This is a genomic window from Nocardia sp. NPDC003963, assembly GCF_053605105.1.
In genome coordinates this window covers 24,325-41,992 of the sequence record NZ_JBSGIP010000032.1, presented here as the reverse complement: position 1 = coordinate 41,992, position 17,668 = coordinate 24,325, and the positions used below count along the sequence as shown (strand labels likewise).

General features: G+C 68.9%; 17 protein-coding genes. 7 read left to right on the top strand and 10 right to left on the bottom strand.

Annotated elements, in window-relative coordinates; all coding sequences use genetic code 11:
* Nucleotides 1-31: 31 nt before the first annotated feature.
* The 6 genes from ACWEWT_RS29785 to ACWEWT_RS29760 all read right to left on the bottom strand — a co-directional run bounded on the left by ACWEWT_RS29785 (nt 32) and on the right by ACWEWT_RS29760 (nt 4,136).
* Nucleotides 32-229 carry a type II toxin-antitoxin system VapB family antitoxin gene (locus ACWEWT_RS29785; RefSeq protein WP_452563928.1) on the bottom strand — a complete coding sequence of 66 codons (198 nt, stop codon included), beginning with the start codon at nt 227-229 and terminating at the stop codon, nt 32-34.
* Nucleotides 230-499: 270 nt separating this feature from the next.
* Complete coding sequence (locus ACWEWT_RS29780) at nt 500-1,762, bottom strand: primosomal protein (RefSeq protein WP_452563926.1); 1,263 nt, start codon at nt 1,760-1,762, stop codon at nt 500-502.
* A 138-nt stretch (nt 1,763-1,900) separates the two neighbouring features.
* Entirely contained in the window at nt 1,901-2,248 is a 348-nt protein-coding gene (locus tag ACWEWT_RS29775) for a YbaB/EbfC family nucleoid-associated protein (RefSeq protein ID WP_452563925.1), read from the bottom strand.
* A gap of 58 nt (nt 2,249-2,306) precedes the next feature.
* Nucleotides 2,307-2,657, bottom strand: a complete 351-nt coding sequence (locus ACWEWT_RS29770) for a hypothetical protein (protein WP_452563924.1) — start codon at nt 2,655-2,657, stop codon at nt 2,307-2,309.
* A 65-nt stretch (nt 2,658-2,722) separates the two neighbouring features.
* Nucleotides 2,723-3,817, bottom strand: a complete 1,095-nt coding sequence (locus tag ACWEWT_RS29765; RefSeq protein ID WP_452563922.1) for a C40 family peptidase — start codon at nt 3,815-3,817, stop codon at nt 2,723-2,725.
* Nucleotides 3,818-3,821: 4 nt separating this feature from the next.
* Nucleotides 3,822-4,136, bottom strand: a complete 315-nt coding sequence (locus tag ACWEWT_RS29760) for a type VII secretion target (protein WP_452563921.1) — start codon at nt 4,134-4,136, stop codon at nt 3,822-3,824.
* Between the two features lie 150 nt (nt 4,137-4,286).
* On the opposite strand from ACWEWT_RS29760, the gene upp reads away from it, so the two are divergent.
* Nucleotides 4,287-4,910, top strand: coding sequence for a uracil phosphoribosyltransferase (gene upp / locus ACWEWT_RS29755; protein WP_452563920.1), 624 nt, complete (start codon nt 4,287-4,289; stop codon nt 4,908-4,910).
* A 6-nt stretch (nt 4,911-4,916) separates the two neighbouring features.
* Here upp and ACWEWT_RS29750 read toward each other — a convergent pair whose 3' ends face one another.
* On the bottom strand, nt 4,917-6,416 hold the full coding sequence (locus ACWEWT_RS29750) for a phospho-sugar mutase (RefSeq protein WP_452563919.1): 1,500 nt from the start codon (nt 6,414-6,416) through the stop codon (nt 4,917-4,919).
* Nucleotides 6,417-7,196 carry a purine-nucleoside phosphorylase gene (locus ACWEWT_RS29745; protein WP_452563918.1) on the bottom strand — a complete coding sequence of 260 codons (780 nt, stop codon included), beginning with the start codon at nt 7,194-7,196 and terminating at the stop codon, nt 6,417-6,419. It lies immediately after the preceding gene.
* Nucleotides 7,197-7,310: 114 nt separating this feature from the next.
* Here ACWEWT_RS29745 and ACWEWT_RS29740 point away from each other — a divergent pair, with 114 nt between their 5' ends.
* The gene (locus ACWEWT_RS29740; protein WP_452563916.1) at nt 7,311-8,015 is read left to right on the top strand and encodes an enoyl-CoA hydratase-related protein; all 705 of its coding nucleotides are present in this window, start codon (nt 7,311-7,313) and stop codon (nt 8,013-8,015) included.
* A gap of 288 nt (nt 8,016-8,303) precedes the next feature.
* On the top strand, nt 8,304-9,458 hold the full coding sequence (locus tag ACWEWT_RS29735) for a M20 family metallopeptidase (RefSeq protein ID WP_452563973.1): 1,155 nt from the start codon (nt 8,304-8,306) through the stop codon (nt 9,456-9,458).
* 444 nt (nt 9,459-9,902) lie between these two features.
* Here the strand turns inward: ACWEWT_RS29735 and ACWEWT_RS29730 are convergent, their stop codons facing one another.
* Nucleotides 9,903-10,382, bottom strand: a complete 480-nt coding sequence (locus ACWEWT_RS29730; protein ID WP_357430232.1) for a gamma-glutamylcyclotransferase — start codon at nt 10,380-10,382, stop codon at nt 9,903-9,905.
* A 447-nt stretch (nt 10,383-10,829) separates the two neighbouring features.
* Here ACWEWT_RS29730 and ACWEWT_RS29725 point away from each other — a divergent pair, with 447 nt between their 5' ends.
* From ACWEWT_RS29725 to ACWEWT_RS29710, 4 genes are all read left to right on the top strand, one after another.
* Entirely contained in the window at nt 10,830-12,233 is a 1,404-nt protein-coding gene (locus tag ACWEWT_RS29725) for an NAD(P)H-quinone dehydrogenase (protein WP_452563972.1), read from the top strand.
* Nucleotides 12,234-12,528: 295 nt separating this feature from the next.
* Nucleotides 12,529-13,563: a hypothetical protein gene (locus tag ACWEWT_RS29720; protein WP_452563914.1), complete on the top strand. Its 1,035-nt coding sequence runs from the start codon at nt 12,529-12,531 to the stop codon at nt 13,561-13,563.
* A gap of 73 nt (nt 13,564-13,636) precedes the next feature.
* Nucleotides 13,637-14,743, top strand: coding sequence for a hypothetical protein (locus tag ACWEWT_RS29715; RefSeq protein ID WP_452563912.1), 1,107 nt, complete (start codon nt 13,637-13,639; stop codon nt 14,741-14,743).
* 84 nt (nt 14,744-14,827) lie between these two features.
* Nucleotides 14,828-16,033, top strand: coding sequence for an aminotransferase-like domain-containing protein (locus ACWEWT_RS29710; protein ID WP_452563911.1), 1,206 nt, complete (start codon nt 14,828-14,830; stop codon nt 16,031-16,033).
* Here the strand turns inward: ACWEWT_RS29710 and glpK are convergent.
* Nucleotides 16,015-17,511, bottom strand: a complete 1,497-nt coding sequence (gene glpK, locus ACWEWT_RS29705) for a glycerol kinase GlpK (protein WP_452563909.1) — start codon at nt 17,509-17,511, stop codon at nt 16,015-16,017. The genes ACWEWT_RS29710 and glpK overlap by 19 nt on opposite strands.
* Nucleotides 17,512-17,668 lie beyond the last annotated feature (157 nt).

Sequence of the window (17,668 nt, the reverse complement as noted above, 5' to 3'; positions counted from 1 at the left end):
TCGGCCGGTCGGCGAGGCCGCGGGTGCCGGATCAGCCCTCGACCGTGGCGGGCTGAGGAGAACGATCGAGTGCCGACGCGGCCAGTCGCTCGAAATGCCGTAGCTGGCGCTCGTGTACCACGATCCGGCGCAGTGCCTCGTGAATGGTCGCTTTGCTCGTCGCCGTGCCCATGATGGCCCCCGCGGCCACCAGCAGGTCCTGATCCAGCTCGATCCGCACTGTCGGCATGCGTCCTCCTTCGTACATCCGCCCTGGTGCTACGGCGTGGCGCCGGCACCCGGGCGAGCCGGGCAACGACTACGCAAACGAACGCCGCTGGCCAGTCAGTTTGCCCAGTCCACCCCGGATTATCGACCGAATGTCACGCCGTGTGTCCACATCGAGACCTAATCGGGCGCGGCCGGCCGGCCGCCCGGACCGTACCCGCGCGGTCGCGGATACGCCTCGGTGCGCGGGCCGGGGTTCTCGTCGGCTGTACCGCGGGGGCCGGCCGCCCGGTCAGCGCGGAGTGAGCCGGGACTCGAAGTTGCGTTCGAGTTCGCGCCAGGCACGCGATTCGGCGTCGAACGGCGGGTTGGGCGCCATCCGGGTCGGGTCGGGGTTGAGCAGGTAGGACACGTACCACCCGAGCGGTGTCGATTTGGCCAGGGCCTGCTCCACGGCATCATCCTCGGCATAGTCGGCGGCATCGGAGAACAGCTCCAGCACCAGGTCCAGTTGCTCGGTATCCACCGCTTCCGGCCCCTCGGCCAGATCGTCGGCCAGGCCCGGCAGTACGTAGACGTTCTCCTCGGTGACCTCGACCTCCAGCGATCCGTCGATGGCCGCCGTCTGCACTTCGGCGAACGTACTGATCCGGGACAGATCGTGTTCGTGGTCGTCGGCGAGATACCGTGCAAGTGCACGTTCACTGCCGAACACCGAGATGGAGTTCTTGGTGCCGAGGAAGATCGGTTCGTCGTCGAGGTAGCACCGCAGGGTGAAGTACTCGGTATCGGCCGTCACGATCTTGACGGGGTCGATGCCCACTTCCTCCCAGAATGTGAGTTCGGCGTCGTCATCGTCGTCGTCCGCATCGTCGTCCTCGTCCAGATCGACGGGTTCGAAATCGCTGTCGTCGTCGGTATCGGCCGCATCGTCGGCGTCGACCTCGTTCTCCTCCGCGGCCAGCAGTTCGGCCTCGGCCAGAGCGACGGCCTGGGCGTCGACCTCGGGTACCCGTACCACCGAATCGATGGCGTCGAGTACATCGTCCCAGCTCTTGGCCACCGCCGCGCCGATCAGATCCCACGCCTCCTGGCCTTCGCGACCCGCGAACATATGGGTGCCGCCGGACAGCGCCCCCAGCGACGGATGCGAACCGAAGAATTTGGTGACCGTCTCCAGTTCACAGACCTCACCGATATTGCGCACCATGGCCAAGGTGTCCTCCAACTCGGCGACGGTGTCCACATCGGGCTCGCCCGCGGCCAGTTCCGGCACCCCGACCAGGTCGAAGGAGTAGTTGTCGTCGGGCTCCAGCTCGGCCGCCGACAAGCCCGCGACCACCTTCCACGCCGGATGGTCGACCAGGTCGTTATCGGAGTCGGTTCGGATGAAAGCCGCTAGTTCGGCAACGGACTCGAAGCCGTAGAGGGCGTCCTCGTGCCCTAGGAACGCCTCCCACTCGTCGTCACCGTCACGCCAGCGCGGTGCCCACAGGGTGACAAGATCGCCGTCGGTCAAACCGAGCTCGATCGGGACGATGTCTCCAGAAGCCATACGCGGAAGCCTAATAGGTCCGGCTGGGCGGAGCCCACCCCTGGTTCGCGCACGGCCTCGGTGGAGCCACAGCGATACCGTTCCGTCGTCCGCGCACGGCCGCGACGCGGGCGGAAACGCGTTCGGCCGACTGCCCGATCACACGCTGCCGGGTGTGGTTCCGGTCGTATCGACCACTGCCTGTGGGGTCGGCGCGAACGATTCGTTCAGTGTGGCAACAACCTCCGAACGCCGCCCGCCCGCATCCTCGGCGGCCTGCCGGCACGCGGCGATGATGAGTTGCGCCGCCTCGGCGGGCGGTAGTGCGGTCACCGCTTCGGTCAGCTGCAAACTCACCAGCGCGCCGTCGCTGTCGACCTCGGCGGTGATCATTCCGTCCTCGGTGCCGAAGTGGCCACGGACCTGTTTGAGTCCGTACAGCGCCGCTTCGAGGGCCTCGAGTTTCCGGGTGGCGCCGGCGACCAGGGCGTCCATTTCCGCGCTCATACATGCCTCCTGGATACGAGCGGGGATCCGCTGTAGTGGTTCGGCGTACTCCGGTCGCTCATACCGGCCTCATCCAGCTGGTCGGGCCGGTATCGGCATCGTCCATCCGGTCCAGTTCGTCGACCGCCTGCTGCCGGGTGGGCAGACCCAGCTGATCCAGGATCTCCGCCGGCATTCCGTTCTCCGCCAGCATTTCCCGGCGCTTGGCCTTGGCGGCGATGGTGGAACGGCGGGTCAGGCGCAGGATCTCGTCGGCGAGAGCCTGCGCGCCGTAACGATATTCACTGCGTTCGAATTTGATCTCCACCGGCATGCCCTGATCGGTGGCGCGTACCGACAGGGTGCCGGCCCGATTGCGGCTGGCCGCGATCGTGACATTCGGCACCTCGGGAACCTGCTGTTCACTCATATTCTGTCCACTCGTCATGATCGGATGTCCGCCCCCGGAAACGGGTGCACCCTGCTGCCTGCGATTCATTCCGTGGGCCGGTAGAACCCGAGGAACTCCATCCCGCTGTTCTCCGTTCGCACCGAACTGATCTGTACCGGATCTCCGGCCTCGATCAACTGTCCGTTGCCGATCACCATCGCCACATGGCCGTCCCATACGGCCAGATCACCGGGGGCGAGATCACCGGCCGACACCGGGGTCGCGCCGTTGGCCTGTTCGTGGGCCAGCCGGGGAAGTTCCACCCCGGCCTCGCCGTAGGCGTATTTGGTCATACCGCTGCAGTCCAGCCCGGAGCCCGGGGTGTTGCCGCCCCAGACGTAGGGGGTGCCCTGGGTGCTCAGCGCGGCCTTGACCGCGGTGGCCGCCTTCTCGTTGGGCGCCTCCACCACGCTGCCGTCGGGGAGGGTGATCTTCACACCTTCGCCCTCGGTGGTGGTACCCGTCGAGGTGGTGGTCTTGCCGGGAGTTCCGGAACTGGTGGTGGTACCGCTGGGGCTCGTCGACATGGCGGTGCTCATCATCGAACCGGCCACCCCGGCCACATTGCTGAGGCCCGAAGTCACCGTCGAGATGGTCTGGGTGCTCACCGGCGAGGTGTTCGCCGCCGACGGGGTGGTCGGGGGCGGGGTGAGTTCGTTCATCGAGGCGGTCTGGGTCTGCAATTCGTTCTGCACCCGGCCCACCACGCCCAGCGCCTGGCCCAGATGGTCGATCGCGGAACCGACCAGCAGGGTCATCCCCGCCGGGGTGCCCAGGGTGGGCGCGGCCGCGGTGGCGGTGTTCACGAACGACTGCGCGATGGCGGTGAGGTCTTTGTTGCCGGTCTCCACATGGGACGCGGCCAGGCCCATCACCGTCGCCATCTCGTTGCCGCGGTCGGAGATCGTCGCGGCCGACGTCTGGACGCGTAATGCCTTGGAGGTCGCGGCATCCGCCCCGGTGCCGTCCCAGGCGGTGTTCATCTGGTTGATTCCGTTGCGGCCCAGCGAGTGGACCTGGTCGATGGCCGTGGACGCGGCACGCAGCGCGTCGCCGGGGCCGCCGGCGGCCAGTGCGCCGGTGCCGAAGCTGGCGAGCAGATCGAGAATCGGTTTGGCCAGCGTACTGATATCGATCACCGGGTCACTCCCCGGCGACACCGCGCAGGGCGGCCGCGTTGCTGATATCGGCCTCGGCGTAGCTCACCGCGGCCACCCCGGCCGCTCCGCTCATCGTGCCCAGAACCGCGGACAGCTGGCCGATCGCCGCGGTATGACCGGCGTGTGCGGCCGCGTACGCCGCCAGGAAATCGCCGCCGATCAAACCGAAGATCGGCCCCAGGATCGTGGGTGCCGCACCCGATGCCCCGGTCCCCGCCGCCGCGAGTTCGGAGGCCATCACCCCGGCGGTGGTGCCGTAGGCCGCGATGCCCTGGGCATCGGCTGAGATGTTCACCATCAGAGGTTCCCCCATCGACTTCGTTAACGGGCAGAGTATGTCATCCACCGGTTTCGACGCATCGGCTTCCCGCACGGTTCCCCGAAAACCGAACCCGCGAATGTCACGGCGAGTCCGCCCCGCCCGCCCCTTCGACTTTATCGTTCCCTCATGCGCACGCACACGCTGGATCATCCGCTCGTGGCGATACTGCTCACCACGCTCCGGGACGAAAGCACACCCGATCCCGCCTTCCGGGCCGCCCTGCGAGACCTGTCCAGATTGCTGGTCTACGAGGCGCTGCGCGACGCCCCGGTGGAGCATTTCGACATCACCACACCGGTCGCGGCCACCCGGGGTGTACGGCTGGCGCGCCCGCCGCTGCTGGTCCCGGTGCTGCGGGCCGGACTCGGCATGGTCGACGCGGCCACCGATCTGATCCCCGATTCGCAGGTGGGATTCGTCGGTGTCGCCCGGAACGAGGAGACCCACCGGCCCGTGCCGTATCTGGAATCGCTGCCCGCCGATCTCTCGGCCACTCCCGTCATGGTCCTGGACCCGATGCTGGCCACCGGCGGATCCATGCTGCACACACTGGGTTTGCTGGCCGACCGCGGCGCCTCCGACATCACCGCCGTCTGCGTGGTGGCGGCCCCGGAAGGGATAGCGGCGCTGGCGGGTTCGGGTTATCCGGTCCGGCTGGTGACCGCGGTCATCGACGACCGGCTCAACGAAGACGCCTACATCGTGCCCGGACTCGGGGATGCCGGGGACCGGCAGTTCGGTCCGCGCTGAACCCGCTCAGCGGGCCAGTGTGTGGCAGTAGTCGCGCAGCTCCGAGAGTTGCTCCCGCGCGGTCGCGCGGCCGGTTCGCAACGCGCCGGGGCCGGAGACCTCGTGGATCACCTCCAGATAGCATTTGAGCTTCGGTTCGGTGCCCGAGGGCCGGACGACCATCCGCAGCCCGGCACCGGTGAACACCAATGCGTCGGTGCGCATCCGGCCACGTGACGCCGACATATCGGTGTACTCCACCGCGGTCCCCGCCAGTGTCCGCGGCGGCGCCGCACGCAGGGCGTTCACCACCTCGGCGGCCGCCCGCTGGTCCGGCAGGCGCAGCGAGACCTGATCGCCGGCGTGCACGCCGAACTCGACCGCCAGATCGTCCAGTTCGTCGTTCAGGGTGCGGCCGCGGGCGCGCAGGCGCGCCACCAGATCCGCCGCCAGCACCGCCGCGGAGACGCCGTCCTTGTCGCGGACGGTGGCGGGGTCCACGCAGTGGCCGATGGCCTCCTCGTAGGCGTAGACCAGCCCGTCGCCCGCGCGGGCCAGCCATTTGAACCCGGTGAGAGTTTCGGCGTAGCGGGCACCGCGCGCCGGAGCCAGCCGGGACAGCAGCCGGGACGAGACGATCGTGGTGGCGACCAGCGCGTCCGGCGCCGCGGTACGCAGCACATCGTCGGCCAGCAGCACCCCGGTCTCGTCGCCGCGCAGCATCCGCCAGCCGTCCGGCGTGGGCACGCCCAGTGCGCAGCGGTCCGCGTCCGGGTCCAGCGCGACGGCGAGATCGGCGTCCACCCGCTCGGCCGACCGCAACAGCAGATCCGCCGCCCCCGGCTCCTCCGGATTCGGGAACGCCACCGTGGGGAAATCGGGGTCGGGCGCGAATTGTTCGGCCACCGTGTGGATATCGGTGAACCCGGCCGAGCTGAGCGCCTGGACGGCGGTGGCGCCACCGACTCCGTGCATCGGTGTGAGAGCGATCCGGATCCCGGCCCGCTCCCCGGCGCCGCCGATGAGGTTCGGCAGTTGGGCGACCCGCGCCAGATAGCGCGCCAGGACGGCATCGCCCGATATGGCCACCGGGCTCCGGTCGATCGGTTCGGTGACCGCGGTGATCCGCTGTTCGATCTCGGTGTCCGCCGGTGGTGCGAGCTGGGCGCCGCCGTCCACGAACACCTTGTAGCCGTTATCGGCCGGTGGATTGTGGGACGCGGTGATCTGCACGCCCGCCACCGCACCGGATTCGCGCACGGCGAAGGCGGTGACCGGCGTCGGCAGGGGTTCGGGCAGCCGGATCACCGTGAAACCGGCCGCGGCCAGCACCTCGGCGGTGACCTCGGCGAACTCCACCGACCCGTGCCGGGCGTCCCGGCCGACCACGACCCGGCCGCCACCGAGACAGCGGTCCCGTAACCAGGCCGCGAGCCCGGCCGTGGCCCGGGCCACGGTGATCTCGTTCATTCCGTCCGGTCCGGGTGCCACCGGCCCGCGCAACCCCGCCGTCCCGAAAGTCAGCATCTACAGCTGCTCCAGCAACCCGCGCAGTAGTTTGCCCAGCCGCGGCGCCGCCGCGCGCCCCTCCGCCAGCACCTCGGCGTGGGTGAGCGGTGCGCCGGTGACCCCGGCCGCCAGATTCGTGACCAGCGAGATGCCCAGCAGTCTGACCCCGAGAGCACGTGCGGCGATGGCCTCGAGCACCGTCGACATCCCCACCAGATCGGCGCCGATCGTGGCCAGCATCCGGATCTCGGCGGGGGTCTCGTACTGCGGACCGGTGAGTCCCGCGTAGACGCCCTCGGTGAGTTCGGGGTCGATGCGGCGGGCGAGGTCGCGCAGCTCCGGATCCCAGGCGTCCACCATATCGACGAACGAGGCCCCGGTCAGCGGGGTCGTACCGGTGAGGTTCAGGTGATCGCGCACCAGTACCGCCTCCCCGACCCGCAGGCCCGGCCGGATACCACCGGCGGCATTGGTGAGGATCACCGTCTCCGCGCCCGCCGCGACCGCGGTACGCAACGGATGCACGACCTCCTCGGCCGAATGGCCCTCGTACAGATGCTGTCGCCCCATCAGCACCAGGGTGTCGGTACCGCCTACCGATACCGAGACCACCCGCCCTACATGGCCCTGCGCAGTAGGCGCGGCGAACCCGGGTAATTCCGGCATCGGGATCTCGGCGTTCGGGGTCCCGAGTTCGGCGACGGCGTCCTGCCACCCCGAACCCAGTACCACTGCGACCCGGTGTCGATCCACCGACGACCGGGCCGCGATCTCCTCGGCGGCCTCTTCGGCAAGCATGGCGGTCAGTGTATGGCCTCGCGCGCTCCCGGCCCGCCCGAACCACCCGCGCCGTCGGCGGCTCCGGCGCCCACCGGCGCCCGCCCACCGACCTGTAGCCGATACGCTGCACAGATGCCGTACCTGGAACGTGATGGGAACGTTTTCGTGCTGTCGCTGGGCAACGAGGGCCAGACCGACAGCGAGAACCGCTTCAGCCACGAGTGGATAGACGAGACACACGCGCTGCTGGACACCGTGGCCGTCAGTGAGGGGCCCGCCGCGCTGGTCACCACGGCCACCGGGAAATTCTTCAGCAACGGGCTCGATACCGACTGGCTGTTCGCGAATCTCGACCGGATGCACGGCTACCTCGACCGCGTGCACAGCGTGTTCAGCCGGATCCTGGCCTTCCCGCTGCCCACCGTCGCCGCCGTCAACGGCCATGCGTTCGGCGCCGGAGCGATGCTCGCGACCTCGCACGACTTCCGGGTGATGCGCGCCGATCGCGGGTTCTGGTGCCTACCCGAGGTGCATCTGGGGATGCCGTTCACCGTCGGGATGAATGCCCTGCTCAGCAGCCGGTTGACCAACCAGGTGGCGCTCACCGCGATGACCACCGGGCACCGTTTCGGTGCCGCGGAGGCACTCGCGTCGGGAATCGTCGACGATATCGCCGAGGCCGAGGCGTTGCGCGCCGCCGCAGTGGAGCGGGCCGCGGGGCTGGCCGCCAACCGGACCCCCAGCCTGCCCGCGATCAAACGTTCCCTGCACGCCCCGGCCCTGTCGGGACTGGCGGTACCCACCACTCCCGATAACCTGGCATTCGCCTCGAACTAGCGTCGAACGAGCGCGCGGCCGGCGGCCGGAGCGGTGGCCGCCCGCCCGGATGCGCGGGTGCGGCGCGGATGCCGTCGCGCACGGATCCGGCAGCGGTGCGAAACTGGAGGTTACGGCTGTTCCCCGGGGGATAGCGGAACCGCCGGTATGTACCGCGGCCACGGTCGCGGCCGATACGTGTACGGGTGGGCCGTGCACGCGCAGAAGTGGTTCGCAGCTGCTCGTTCTACGACAGGAGGACATTCGGTGAGCACAACCGGCCGTACGGTGCGAGACGGACAGGACGCGGTGACGGCGTGGCTGGCCGAGCACACGGTCGATCTCGTTCAATGGCGCCGGCACATCCACGCCAACCCGGAATTATCCCGCACCGAGTTCGCGACCACCGAATTCGTCGGCACCTGGCTGACGAAGGCCGGACTCGCGTTCCGGGTACTGCCGACCGGTACCGGCCTGATCTGCGATATCGGTCCCGAGAACGCGCCGCGTATCGCGTTGCGCGCCGATATGGACGCGCTGGCGCTCCAGGAATTCACCGGGCGCCCCTTCGCCTCCACGGTGCCCGGCGTCTCGCACGCCTGTGGGCACGACGCGCACACCAGCATCCTGCTCGGCACCGCCCTGGCACTGGCCGACCTCGACCTACCGGTAGGCGTCCGGCTGATCTTCCAGCACGCCGAGGAAGTCATGCCCGGAGGTGCCATCGATATGGTGGCGAGCGGTGCCGTGAACGGTGTGGACCGGGTGTTCGCCCTGCATTGCGACCCCCGGCTGGAGGCCGGCAAGGTCGGTATCCGGGTCGGCGCCATCACCTCCGCCGCCGACACCGTCGAACTGGTCCTGGACTCGCCCGGCGGGCACACCTCACGCCCACATCTCACCAGCGACCTCGTCTACGCCATCGGCACCGTGATCACCGGCCTGCCCGGTCTGCTCACCCGCCGGATCGATCCACGCACCAGCACGGTCATGGTGTGGGGAGCGGTCAGCGCCGGTAAGGCGCCCAATGCGATCCCGCAGACCGGCATGCTCACCGGCACGGTCCGCACCGGCGATCACACCACCTGGGCGCTGCTCGAACCGATGGTGCGCGAAATCGTCGACGGGCTGCTCGCCCCGACCGGAGTGCGCTACCAGCTGGACTACCGGCGGGGTGTGCCACCGGTGGTCAACGACGAGCAATCGGTCCGCATGTTCAGCGACGCGGTACGTGCCATCGGCCCCGACGCCCTCGCCGACACCCCCCAATCCGGCGGCGGCGAGGATTTCTCCTGGTACCTGGAGGAAGTGCCCGGCGCCATGGCCCGGCTCGGGGTCTGGTCGGGTGAAGGTCCCCAGCTCGACCTGCATCAACCGACCTTCGATATCGACGAGCGCGCGCTGCCGGTAGGAGTGCGGACGCTGACCAATATCGTGCTCCAGGCGGGACAGGAACCGGTGTGACGGTTGCGGCCGGTGGACCGCGGAACACGATCCACCGGCACGCCGGAAATCTGTGGACGGTGCCTGCCGCCCGGTCCGGACAGCGGCCGTCCTCGACCACCGCGGCGATCCACTTGTGGATGCCCACTCACCGGCACGAATACGCAGCTGAGAAAGCAGCCACGTACCCCGAGATCTCGAACGCCAGAGTGACCGCAAGAGCCGTCACAACCCCCCCGAGTCGAGTCATACGAGACACCACAAAGGGTTGAGGCCCGTCCCGCCCCTTGGCCGAAGGTGCTCAAAGGTCACCTTCCGCGGACGGCCCACCGCACGTCGCATGCGCCGAAGGCGCGAGTCTCGAGGCCTGAACGGCGGGACACCAGGGGGCCTCGACCGCGCGCGCCAGCGCGCCGAAAACACAGGGCCTCGACCCCGCGACGCCGAAGGCGGCGCCAAAACAACTCAGCTGAAGTTGTTCCCGGGGCCCACGTTCCGGCTGTTGCGGGTGCGGAGTGCGTGCACGTACTCCTCCGGTGCCCCGGCCTTCTCGGCCGCGTCGGCCATCACACCTATATAACGCGCCGACGGGAGTCCGCCCTCGTAGGCGTCGAGGACGTACAGCCAGGCGAGGATCGGGTCGGCGCCGCTGCCGGGGCTGGGGGTGACACGGAGCCGGATCTTGCGGTGGATCCCGAAATCGGAGCCCTCCCAACGGTCGAGCCGCTGCTCGTCTTCGGGGGAGACGTCGTAGAGCACGACGAAGACCCGGGAGCCGGGTTCTTCCACGACAGTGGCGAGCGGACCTTCCCAGCCGATATCGTCCCCGCTGAACGTGAGGCGCCAGCCCTCCAGCCAGCCCGTCCCGGACATGGGGGAGTGCGGACAGCGCTCGAGCATCTGGGTCGAATCCATATTGGACCCGTAGGCAGCGTAGATCGGCACACCGGCAGCTTAGTTGTGTGGTCGGTCTCACCGGTACGGGGCGTCGTAAATCGTGTCCCGGGATGCGTTTCTGCAATGCCCGGAATGCCGGTGGTCTGCGCCCAGCTGCACCTATCGGGCGTACCTTCGCCTTCGCTGCGGCCGTGCGCGGGCTGTGGATGGGCTGTGCCCAGCAGTGTTCATCGGGCGTACCTTCGCCTTCGCTGCGGCCGTGCGCGGGCTGTGGATGGGCTGTGCCCAGCAGTGTTCATCGGGCGTACCTCCGGCGTCGCTGCGGCTGTGCCCGGAGTGTGGATGGGCTGCGCCCACCAGGCGTACCTCCGGCTTCGCCGCGGCCTGCGCGGAGTGCGGATGGGCTGCGCCCAACTGCGCCTATTAGGCTGGGTCCGGCGAGTGAAGGCCGCGAAGCTGCCGCGCCGCGCGCGGGTGATTAGGACAGGGGAACGAATGACCCGCATTGCGATCATCGGTGGCGGACCGGCCGGTTACGAGGCGGCGCTGGTCGCGGCTCAGCACGGCGCGCAGGTGGTGCTGATCGATTCCGACGGTATCGGCGGGGCGTGTGTGCTCTGGGATTGCGTGCCGTCGAAGACCTTCATCGCTTCCACCGGCGTGCGGACCGATCTGCGGCGGGCCCGGAATCTGGGGATCACGCTCGATCCGAGCCAGGCCGAGGTGCGGTTGCCCGAGGTGAACGAGCGGGTGAAAGCGCTGGCGCTGGCGCAGTCCTCGGATATCCGGTCCAAACTGCAGGCGGCGGGAGTGCGGGTGCTGCCGGGGCGGGGTCGGTTGGCGGGGCCGGGTTCGGGCCGGTCGACGCATCGGGTGGTGGTGTCGTTTCCGGATTCGACGGAGGAGGCCGTCGAGGCCGAGGTGGTGCTGATCGCGACCGGCGCCTCGCCGCGGGTGCTGCCCGGTGCCGTACCGGACGGGGAGCGGATCCTGAACTGGCGTCAGCTCTACGATCTGGCGGAGCTGCCGGAGACCCTGGTGGTGGTCGGATCCGGTGTGACCGGTGCCGAATTCGTTTCCGCGTACACGGAAATGGGGGTGCGGGTGATCCTGGTGTCGAGCCGGGACCGGGTGCTGCCCGGTGAGGACGCCGATGCCGCGCTGGTGCTGGAGGACGCCTTCGCCGAACGCGGTGTGGAACTGGTGAAGCATGCCCGCGCCGACAAGGTCGAGCGCACGGGTGATTCGGTGGTGGTCACCCTGGCCGACGGCCGCACGGTCTCCGGGTCACATGCGCTGATGACGGTCGGATCCACCCCGAACACCGGTGATCTGGGTCTGGAGCAGGCCGGTATCGAACTCGATCGCGGTGGGTACCTGCGGGTGGATCGCGTATCACGGACCGCGGTGCCCGGTATCTACGCGGCGGGGGACTGCACGGGACTGTTGCCGTTGGCCTCGGTGGCCGCCATGCAGGGCCGGATCGCCATGTACCACGCGCTGGGCGAAGGGGTCAGCCCGATCCGGCTCAAAACGGTGGCCTCGGCGGTGTTCACCCGGCCGGAGATCGCGACCGTGGGAGTGAGTCAGACCGCGATCGACGACGGTGAGGTGCCGGCACGGACGGTGATGCTGCCGCTCAACACCAATCCGCGCGCGAAGATGTCGGGGCTGCGGCGCGGCTTCGTCAAGATCTTCTGCCGGCCGGCGACGGGTGTGGTGATCGGTGGTGTGGTCGTGGCGCCGATCGCCTCGGAGTTGATCCTGCCGATCGCGCTCGCGGTTCAGAACAACCTGACGGTCAATGATCTGGCGCAGACATTCTCGGTATATCCGTCGCTCACCGGATCGGTTATGGAAGCCGCGCGCCAGCTCATGCGCCACGACGACTTGGGGTAGGAAAGGCGCGAAGTTCCTGGATGTGTCACAGCTTTTTCACGCGCGGGTCACCCGTGAGTGTTCCTGCCGGTGGTGAGTTTTCGCCACATTGCCGGAACTGCTCGAGTATGGTTCACTTCCCAGGCAGAGATGCGATCGACGGGCGGTCGCGAGGTTTGGTGCCGGGGGGTTCGTCCTTTCGGACTCGGACAGCGAGGCCCACTGCGGGTCACCGCTGGAGTTCGTGTCTCGGATGAGACGGAACTGGATGTGAGCCGCAGGTAGCGCCGCATCCGGGAAAGGGATTGGGCGAAAAGTGAAACATCGTAAGCCGAACCGGGCGGGCCGGGCGGTGGCGAGCACTTCGCTGCCTCTCGCAACTGCCGCGGCCATGGCCATTTTCGCGTCGCCGGCGGGGGCCGTTCCGAGCGATCAGCCGGCGACACCGACGACACCGGCGCCGGCGCCTTCGCAGCCGGGCACCAACGACCAGCAGAACGGTCCGGAGACCACTCCGAGCCAGCCGGGCGTGCAGAACGACCAGGAGCAGCCGGGGAGCAGCCCCACGCCGAGCCCGAGTCAGCCCGGGGTCACCACCCCGGAGAAGGACGGTCCGAACGACCAGGGCCTGACCGGCCCCGGGCCGACGCAGCCGGGTGTCACCACCCCGCGTGTGGCGCCGCTGCCGGTGCCGGGTCAGCCCGCTCCGGCGCAGCCGGCCATCTCGCCGAATACACCGCAGGGTCAGCAGCCGCCGCCCGCGCAGCCGGGTGACGCTCCCGCCGCGACGCCGGATACCGACGGCGAGAACGCGCAGCCGGGTGCCCCGCAGACCGATACCCTGATCGAGCCGCAGAGCCCGCAGTGGCAGGCGCCGAGTCTGGACGAGGCGCCGGTGGCGCCGGTCGTCGAGATGCAGGGTCCGCATATGGAGATCGGTGCCGCCGTCGACGGTGGTGCGCTGGCTCCGGGGCATTTCGCGAACACCCACCACTTCTCCAACCAGTCCGGCTATGTCGGTACCGCCGGTTTCCGTACCCCCACGGGCACGGGCGAGGCCGGTATCTCGGTGGAGTTCGTCGACGAGAACACCATCAACGTTTCGACGTTCACCGGCGGTAACGGCGTGCCGGACAACCGGCTCGACCATGTCATCGACACCACTCCGGTGAATACGGCGAAGGCCGCGGTCGAACATTGGATCGCGCAGCAGCCGGGCGGCGCCGCCGCGCTGGACGCGGCCGCCCAGATTCCGCCGCCGCCGCCGTTGCTGCCGCCGGGTAACTACCCGGAGCAGGGATTCAACCTCGGTGGCGTCAATACCCAGTGGGGTGGTTCACTCCAGTACTGACGCGAGTGAAATCTTGCCGGGTGGGGCGGTCGTGCACGGCCGCCCCACCCGCGTGTCTCGGAAGGGATAGGCTGTGACCGGCGAGGGCGAAGGCAAAGAGCGCGAACCCGACCGGGCGGATTTCGGACCTCCCACCGGCGATTTCGGTCCGCCGGTATCGGAGTTCGGCCCGCCGACGGGCGAGCTACCGGTGCCGGGCTGGAAGCCGACTCCACGCCCGGAGGATTCCGGGCTGACCTGGCGGCCGGCCCCCGGTTCGGGGACTTCGCCGCCGGAGCCGCCGCCGGTTCCGCCGCCACCGCCCCAGTATCGGGCCCCGGACAGTTCCACTCCGGTCCAGCGTCCGACGCCGACCGATTCCCGCCCGGTATCGCGGCCCGCGCCCGGCGTACCCGATCCGGATTCGGCCACGGTCCGTCATCAGATCCCGCCGGAGCCGACGGTGCGCAATACTGCCGACCGTGTGCCGGAGTCGGAGCAGGCCACGGTCCGTCACCACACCGGGCCGGATCTGCGCTGGCCGTCGCCGAACCAGCCGCACGAGTCCGGTGCGACCGATCCGGTCGGGTCGGCGCCGCGGCCGCGGCCCGGTGGTCTGTCCTGGGACAGCGATCCCATCGCGCAGAAGCTGACCCCGCAGTCGGTGGCCGGTGCGCTCTCGGCGAAACCACGCCGCAACGTCCCGGCCGGCCGGATCGTGACGGTGGTCGCGGTACTGGTCGCGCTGGTCGCAGTAGGGGTGGCGATCGTCGTGGTGAGCGGCGGTGACGACCAACCGTCGGCGCCACCGGTGGCCGATTCCGCGCTGAGTTGCCCGGCGAGCGAGGCGGACGGGGTGACCGTCGGCGACGGGGTCGGGGATACGACCAGCGGCGCGGGAGCCGTGCTCGGATTCCAGCACCAGTTCTATGTGGAGCGCAGCGGTGCCGGCGCCCGGCAGTTCGTCGCCGCGGATTCACCCACGATTTCCGACGCGGCGACGATCCAGGACGCGATCGACACGCATATCCCGGCGGGGACCGAGCACTGTGTCCGGATCACCGAGCGCGCGCCGGCCTCCTTCGACGTCGATCTCACCGAATTGCAGCCGGACGGGAAGCGGACCGTGTACAAGCAGACGGTGACCACGGTGGAGCGGGACGGCAAAACCGTGCTGTGGGTGATCGCGGACCGCCGCTGATCTCAGTATGTGAAATCACAATGCCAAATGGTGAAAATTCATGGGATGATCGGGTGTACTACCAGGTAATTCCCCGGAGGCCCCATGTCGCATTACGAACCGCCGCTGGCCGGCAAGCTGGCCGGCCTCACCAGCTCCGCCATTCGTGACCTGCTGAAACTCACCGCCGATCCGAATATCGTGAGCCTGGCCGGCGGACTGCCCGACGCCGAACTCATGCCCGGTGCCCGGATCGCCGCCGCGGCCGATACGGCACTGGGCGGCAGCGCCACGCTCCAGTACACCGAATCGCCGGGGTGGGGACCGCTGCGTGAGGTACTGGTCGGCCGGGAATCGGACCGGCTCGGGCGCCGGGTCGATATCGCCGAGGTCTTCGTGACCCACGGTTCGCAGCAGGCGCTGTCGCTGCTCGCGGAGGTACTACTGGACCCGGGCGCGCTGGTGGTGGTCGAAGATCCCGCCTATGTGGGCGCGCTACAGGTGTTCCGGGCGGCCGGTGCGCGGATCGTCGCGGTTCCGCTGGACGACGAGGGGCTGCGAATCGACCTGCTCGCCGACCTGATCGCCGGCGGGGAACGGCCGGCCGTCGTGCACACCGTGAGCAATTTCCACAACCCGGGCGGCGTGACCATGAGTACGCGCCGCCGGCAGGCGCTGGCGGCGCTGGCCGAGGAACACGGGTTCTGGGTGATCGAGGACGATCCCTACGGCGAACTCTGGTTCGATCGGCCCGCACCCGCACCGGTGGCCTCGTATTCGCGATCGGTGATCCGGCTCTCCTCGGCATCGAAGATCATCGCGCCCGCGCTGCGCGTGGGCTGGATGGTGGCACCGGAACGCGTATGCCGCGCCGTGGAACTGCTGAAACAGGGCGCCGACCTGTGCGGTTCGGCATTGACCCAGCAGATCGCCGCCGAACTGCTCGCCGACACCACCTGGCTGGACGGGCATATCGAAACCGTCCGCAGTGTGTACGCGGTGCGTGCCAAAGCCCTGGTCGAGGCCGCGCGGGACAACTTCGGCGATACTCTGCGCTGCTCGGCGGCGTCCGGCGGCATGTTCGTCTGGGCGGAGTTCACCGACGGTACCGATACCACCGAGTTGCTGCCCCGGGCGCTCGACGCCGGTGTCGCCTTCGTACCGGGCCGGGCGTTCGCGGTGAGCGAGCCCTATACGAACGCGGCGCGGATGTGTTTCACCACCGCCGCACCGGAGGTGCTCGCCGAAGCGATGTCACGGCTGGCCAGGGCCGCCGACCGCCGGGTACCGGTTCAATCGGCCCAGTTGTAGGTGCGTTCGACCGCCTTGTTCCAATCGCCGAGCCGGGATTCGCGTTCGGCGTCGGACATGGCCGGGGTCCAGGTCTTCTCCGCGGTCCAATTGGCCCGGATATCGTCGGTGCCCGACCAGTATCCGACTGCCAGCCCGGCCGCGTACGCGGCTCCGAGTGCCGTGGTCTCGTTGACCCGCGGGCGGACGACCGGCAGTTCGAGAATATCGGCCTGGAACTGCATGAGCAGGTCGTTCTCGACCATTCCGCCGTCGACCTTGAGCGCGGTCGCCTCGAGATCCAGGGACCGGGCCTCGGCGTCGGCGCGCATGGCGTCCATCACCTCGCGGGTCTGGAAGGCCGTCGACTCCAGGATCGCGCGGGCCAGATGGGCCTTGGTGACGAACCGGGTGAGACCGGCGATCACCCCGCGGGCGTCGGGTCGCCAGCGCGGGGCGAACAGACCGGAGAAGGCCGGGACGATATACGCGCCGCCGTTGTCGTCCACCGTGCGCGCGAGATCTTCGATCTCCGGTGCCGCGGAGATGATGCCGAGATTGTCCCGGAACCATTGCACCAGCGCGCCGGTGACGGCGATCGACCCCTCCAGCGCGTAGACCGGCGGTTGCTCCCCCAGCCGGTAGCAGACCGTGGTGAGCAGGCCGTGCTCGCTGAAAACCGGGGTGGTGCCGGTGTTGAGCAGCATGAAATTGCCGGTGCCGTAGGTGTTCTTGGCCTCCCCGGGCGCCAGGCACGCCTGGCCGAACATCGCGGCCTGCTGATCGCCGAGGATACCGGCGACCGGTACTCCGGCCAGTGGTCCCGTACCGATCTCCGCGTAGATCTCCGAGGAACTGCGGATCTCCGGGAGCATCGCGGTGGGCACCCCGATCTCCGCGCAGATCCGCTCGTCCCAGGCGAGGGTGCGCAGATCCATGAGCAGGGTGCGGGAGGCATTGGTGGCATCGGTGATGTGGCGGCCGGTCAGCTGCCACAGCAGCCAGCTGTCCACGGTCCCGAAACACAGTTCGCCCGCTTCGGCGCGTTCCCGCGCGCCCGGCACGGTATCCAGGATCCAGCGCACCTTCGGTCCGGAGAAATAGGTCGACAGCGGCAGTCCGGTGCGTTCGGCGTAGCGCGCCGCGCCGAGATCCCCGGCGAGTTCGGTGCACAGACGGTCGGTACGGGTGTCCTGCCAGACGATGGCGTTGTGCACGGGCCGGCCGGTCGCGCGCTCCCAGACGACGGTGGTCTCGCGCTGGTTGGTGACACCGACCGCCGCGATATCGGCGGCGGTGATCCCCGCCTCGTCCAGGACGGCGCCCAGCACGAATTCGGTATTGCGCCACAGTGTTTCCGGATCGTGCTCGACCCAGCCCGGCTTCGGGAAGATCTGATCGTGCTCGCGCTGGGCCACGCCCGCGATCTGTCCCTGCCGGTCGAACAGTATGCATCTGCTCGAGGTCGTGCCCTGGTCGATGGCGGCCACATAGCGCATGGCAGGAGGCTAGCGTAATTCGGCATGTCGGTGACGGCTGTCTCCCTGCCGGAGTTCACCGCGTTTTCCGCCTACGCTGTAGATCGGAAGCGGGAACCCACAGCTGAACTCAGTTTTCGCCGCGGCCTCGGCGGGTCGCCTGAATCTGCTTCGAGGG

Coding starts and splice junctions, on each gene's coding strand:
- ACWEWT_RS29785 (WP_452563928.1), bottom strand. CDS start 229: ATGCCGACAGTGCGGATCGAGCTGGATCAGGACCTGCTGGTGGCCGCG.
- ACWEWT_RS29780 (WP_452563926.1), bottom strand. CDS start 1,762: ATGGCTTCTGGAGACATCGTCCCGATCGAGCTCGGTTTGACCGACGGC.
- ACWEWT_RS29775 (WP_452563925.1), bottom strand. CDS start 2,248: ATGAGCGCGGAAATGGACGCCCTGGTCGCCGGCGCCACCCGGAAACTC.
- ACWEWT_RS29770 (WP_452563924.1), bottom strand. CDS start 2,657: ATGAGTGAACAGCAGGTTCCCGAGGTGCCGAATGTCACGATCGCGGCC.
- ACWEWT_RS29760 (WP_452563921.1), bottom strand. CDS start 4,136: ATGGTGAACATCTCAGCCGATGCCCAGGGCATCGCGGCCTACGGCACC.
- upp (WP_452563920.1), top strand. CDS start 4,287: ATGCGCACGCACACGCTGGATCATCCGCTCGTGGCGATACTGCTCACC.
- ACWEWT_RS29750 (WP_452563919.1), bottom strand. CDS start 6,416: ATGCTGACTTTCGGGACGGCGGGGTTGCGCGGGCCGGTGGCACCCGGA.
- ACWEWT_RS29745 (WP_452563918.1), bottom strand. CDS start 7,196: ATGCTTGCCGAAGAGGCCGCCGAGGAGATCGCGGCCCGGTCGTCGGTG.
- ACWEWT_RS29740 (WP_452563916.1), top strand. CDS start 7,311: ATGCCGTACCTGGAACGTGATGGGAACGTTTTCGTGCTGTCGCTGGGC.
- ACWEWT_RS29725 (WP_452563972.1), top strand. CDS start 10,830: ATGACCCGCATTGCGATCATCGGTGGCGGACCGGCCGGTTACGAGGCG.
- ACWEWT_RS29710 (WP_452563911.1), top strand. CDS start 14,828: ATGTCGCATTACGAACCGCCGCTGGCCGGCAAGCTGGCCGGCCTCACC.
- glpK (WP_452563909.1), bottom strand. CDS start 17,511: ATGCGCTATGTGGCCGCCATCGACCAGGGCACGACCTCGAGCAGATGC.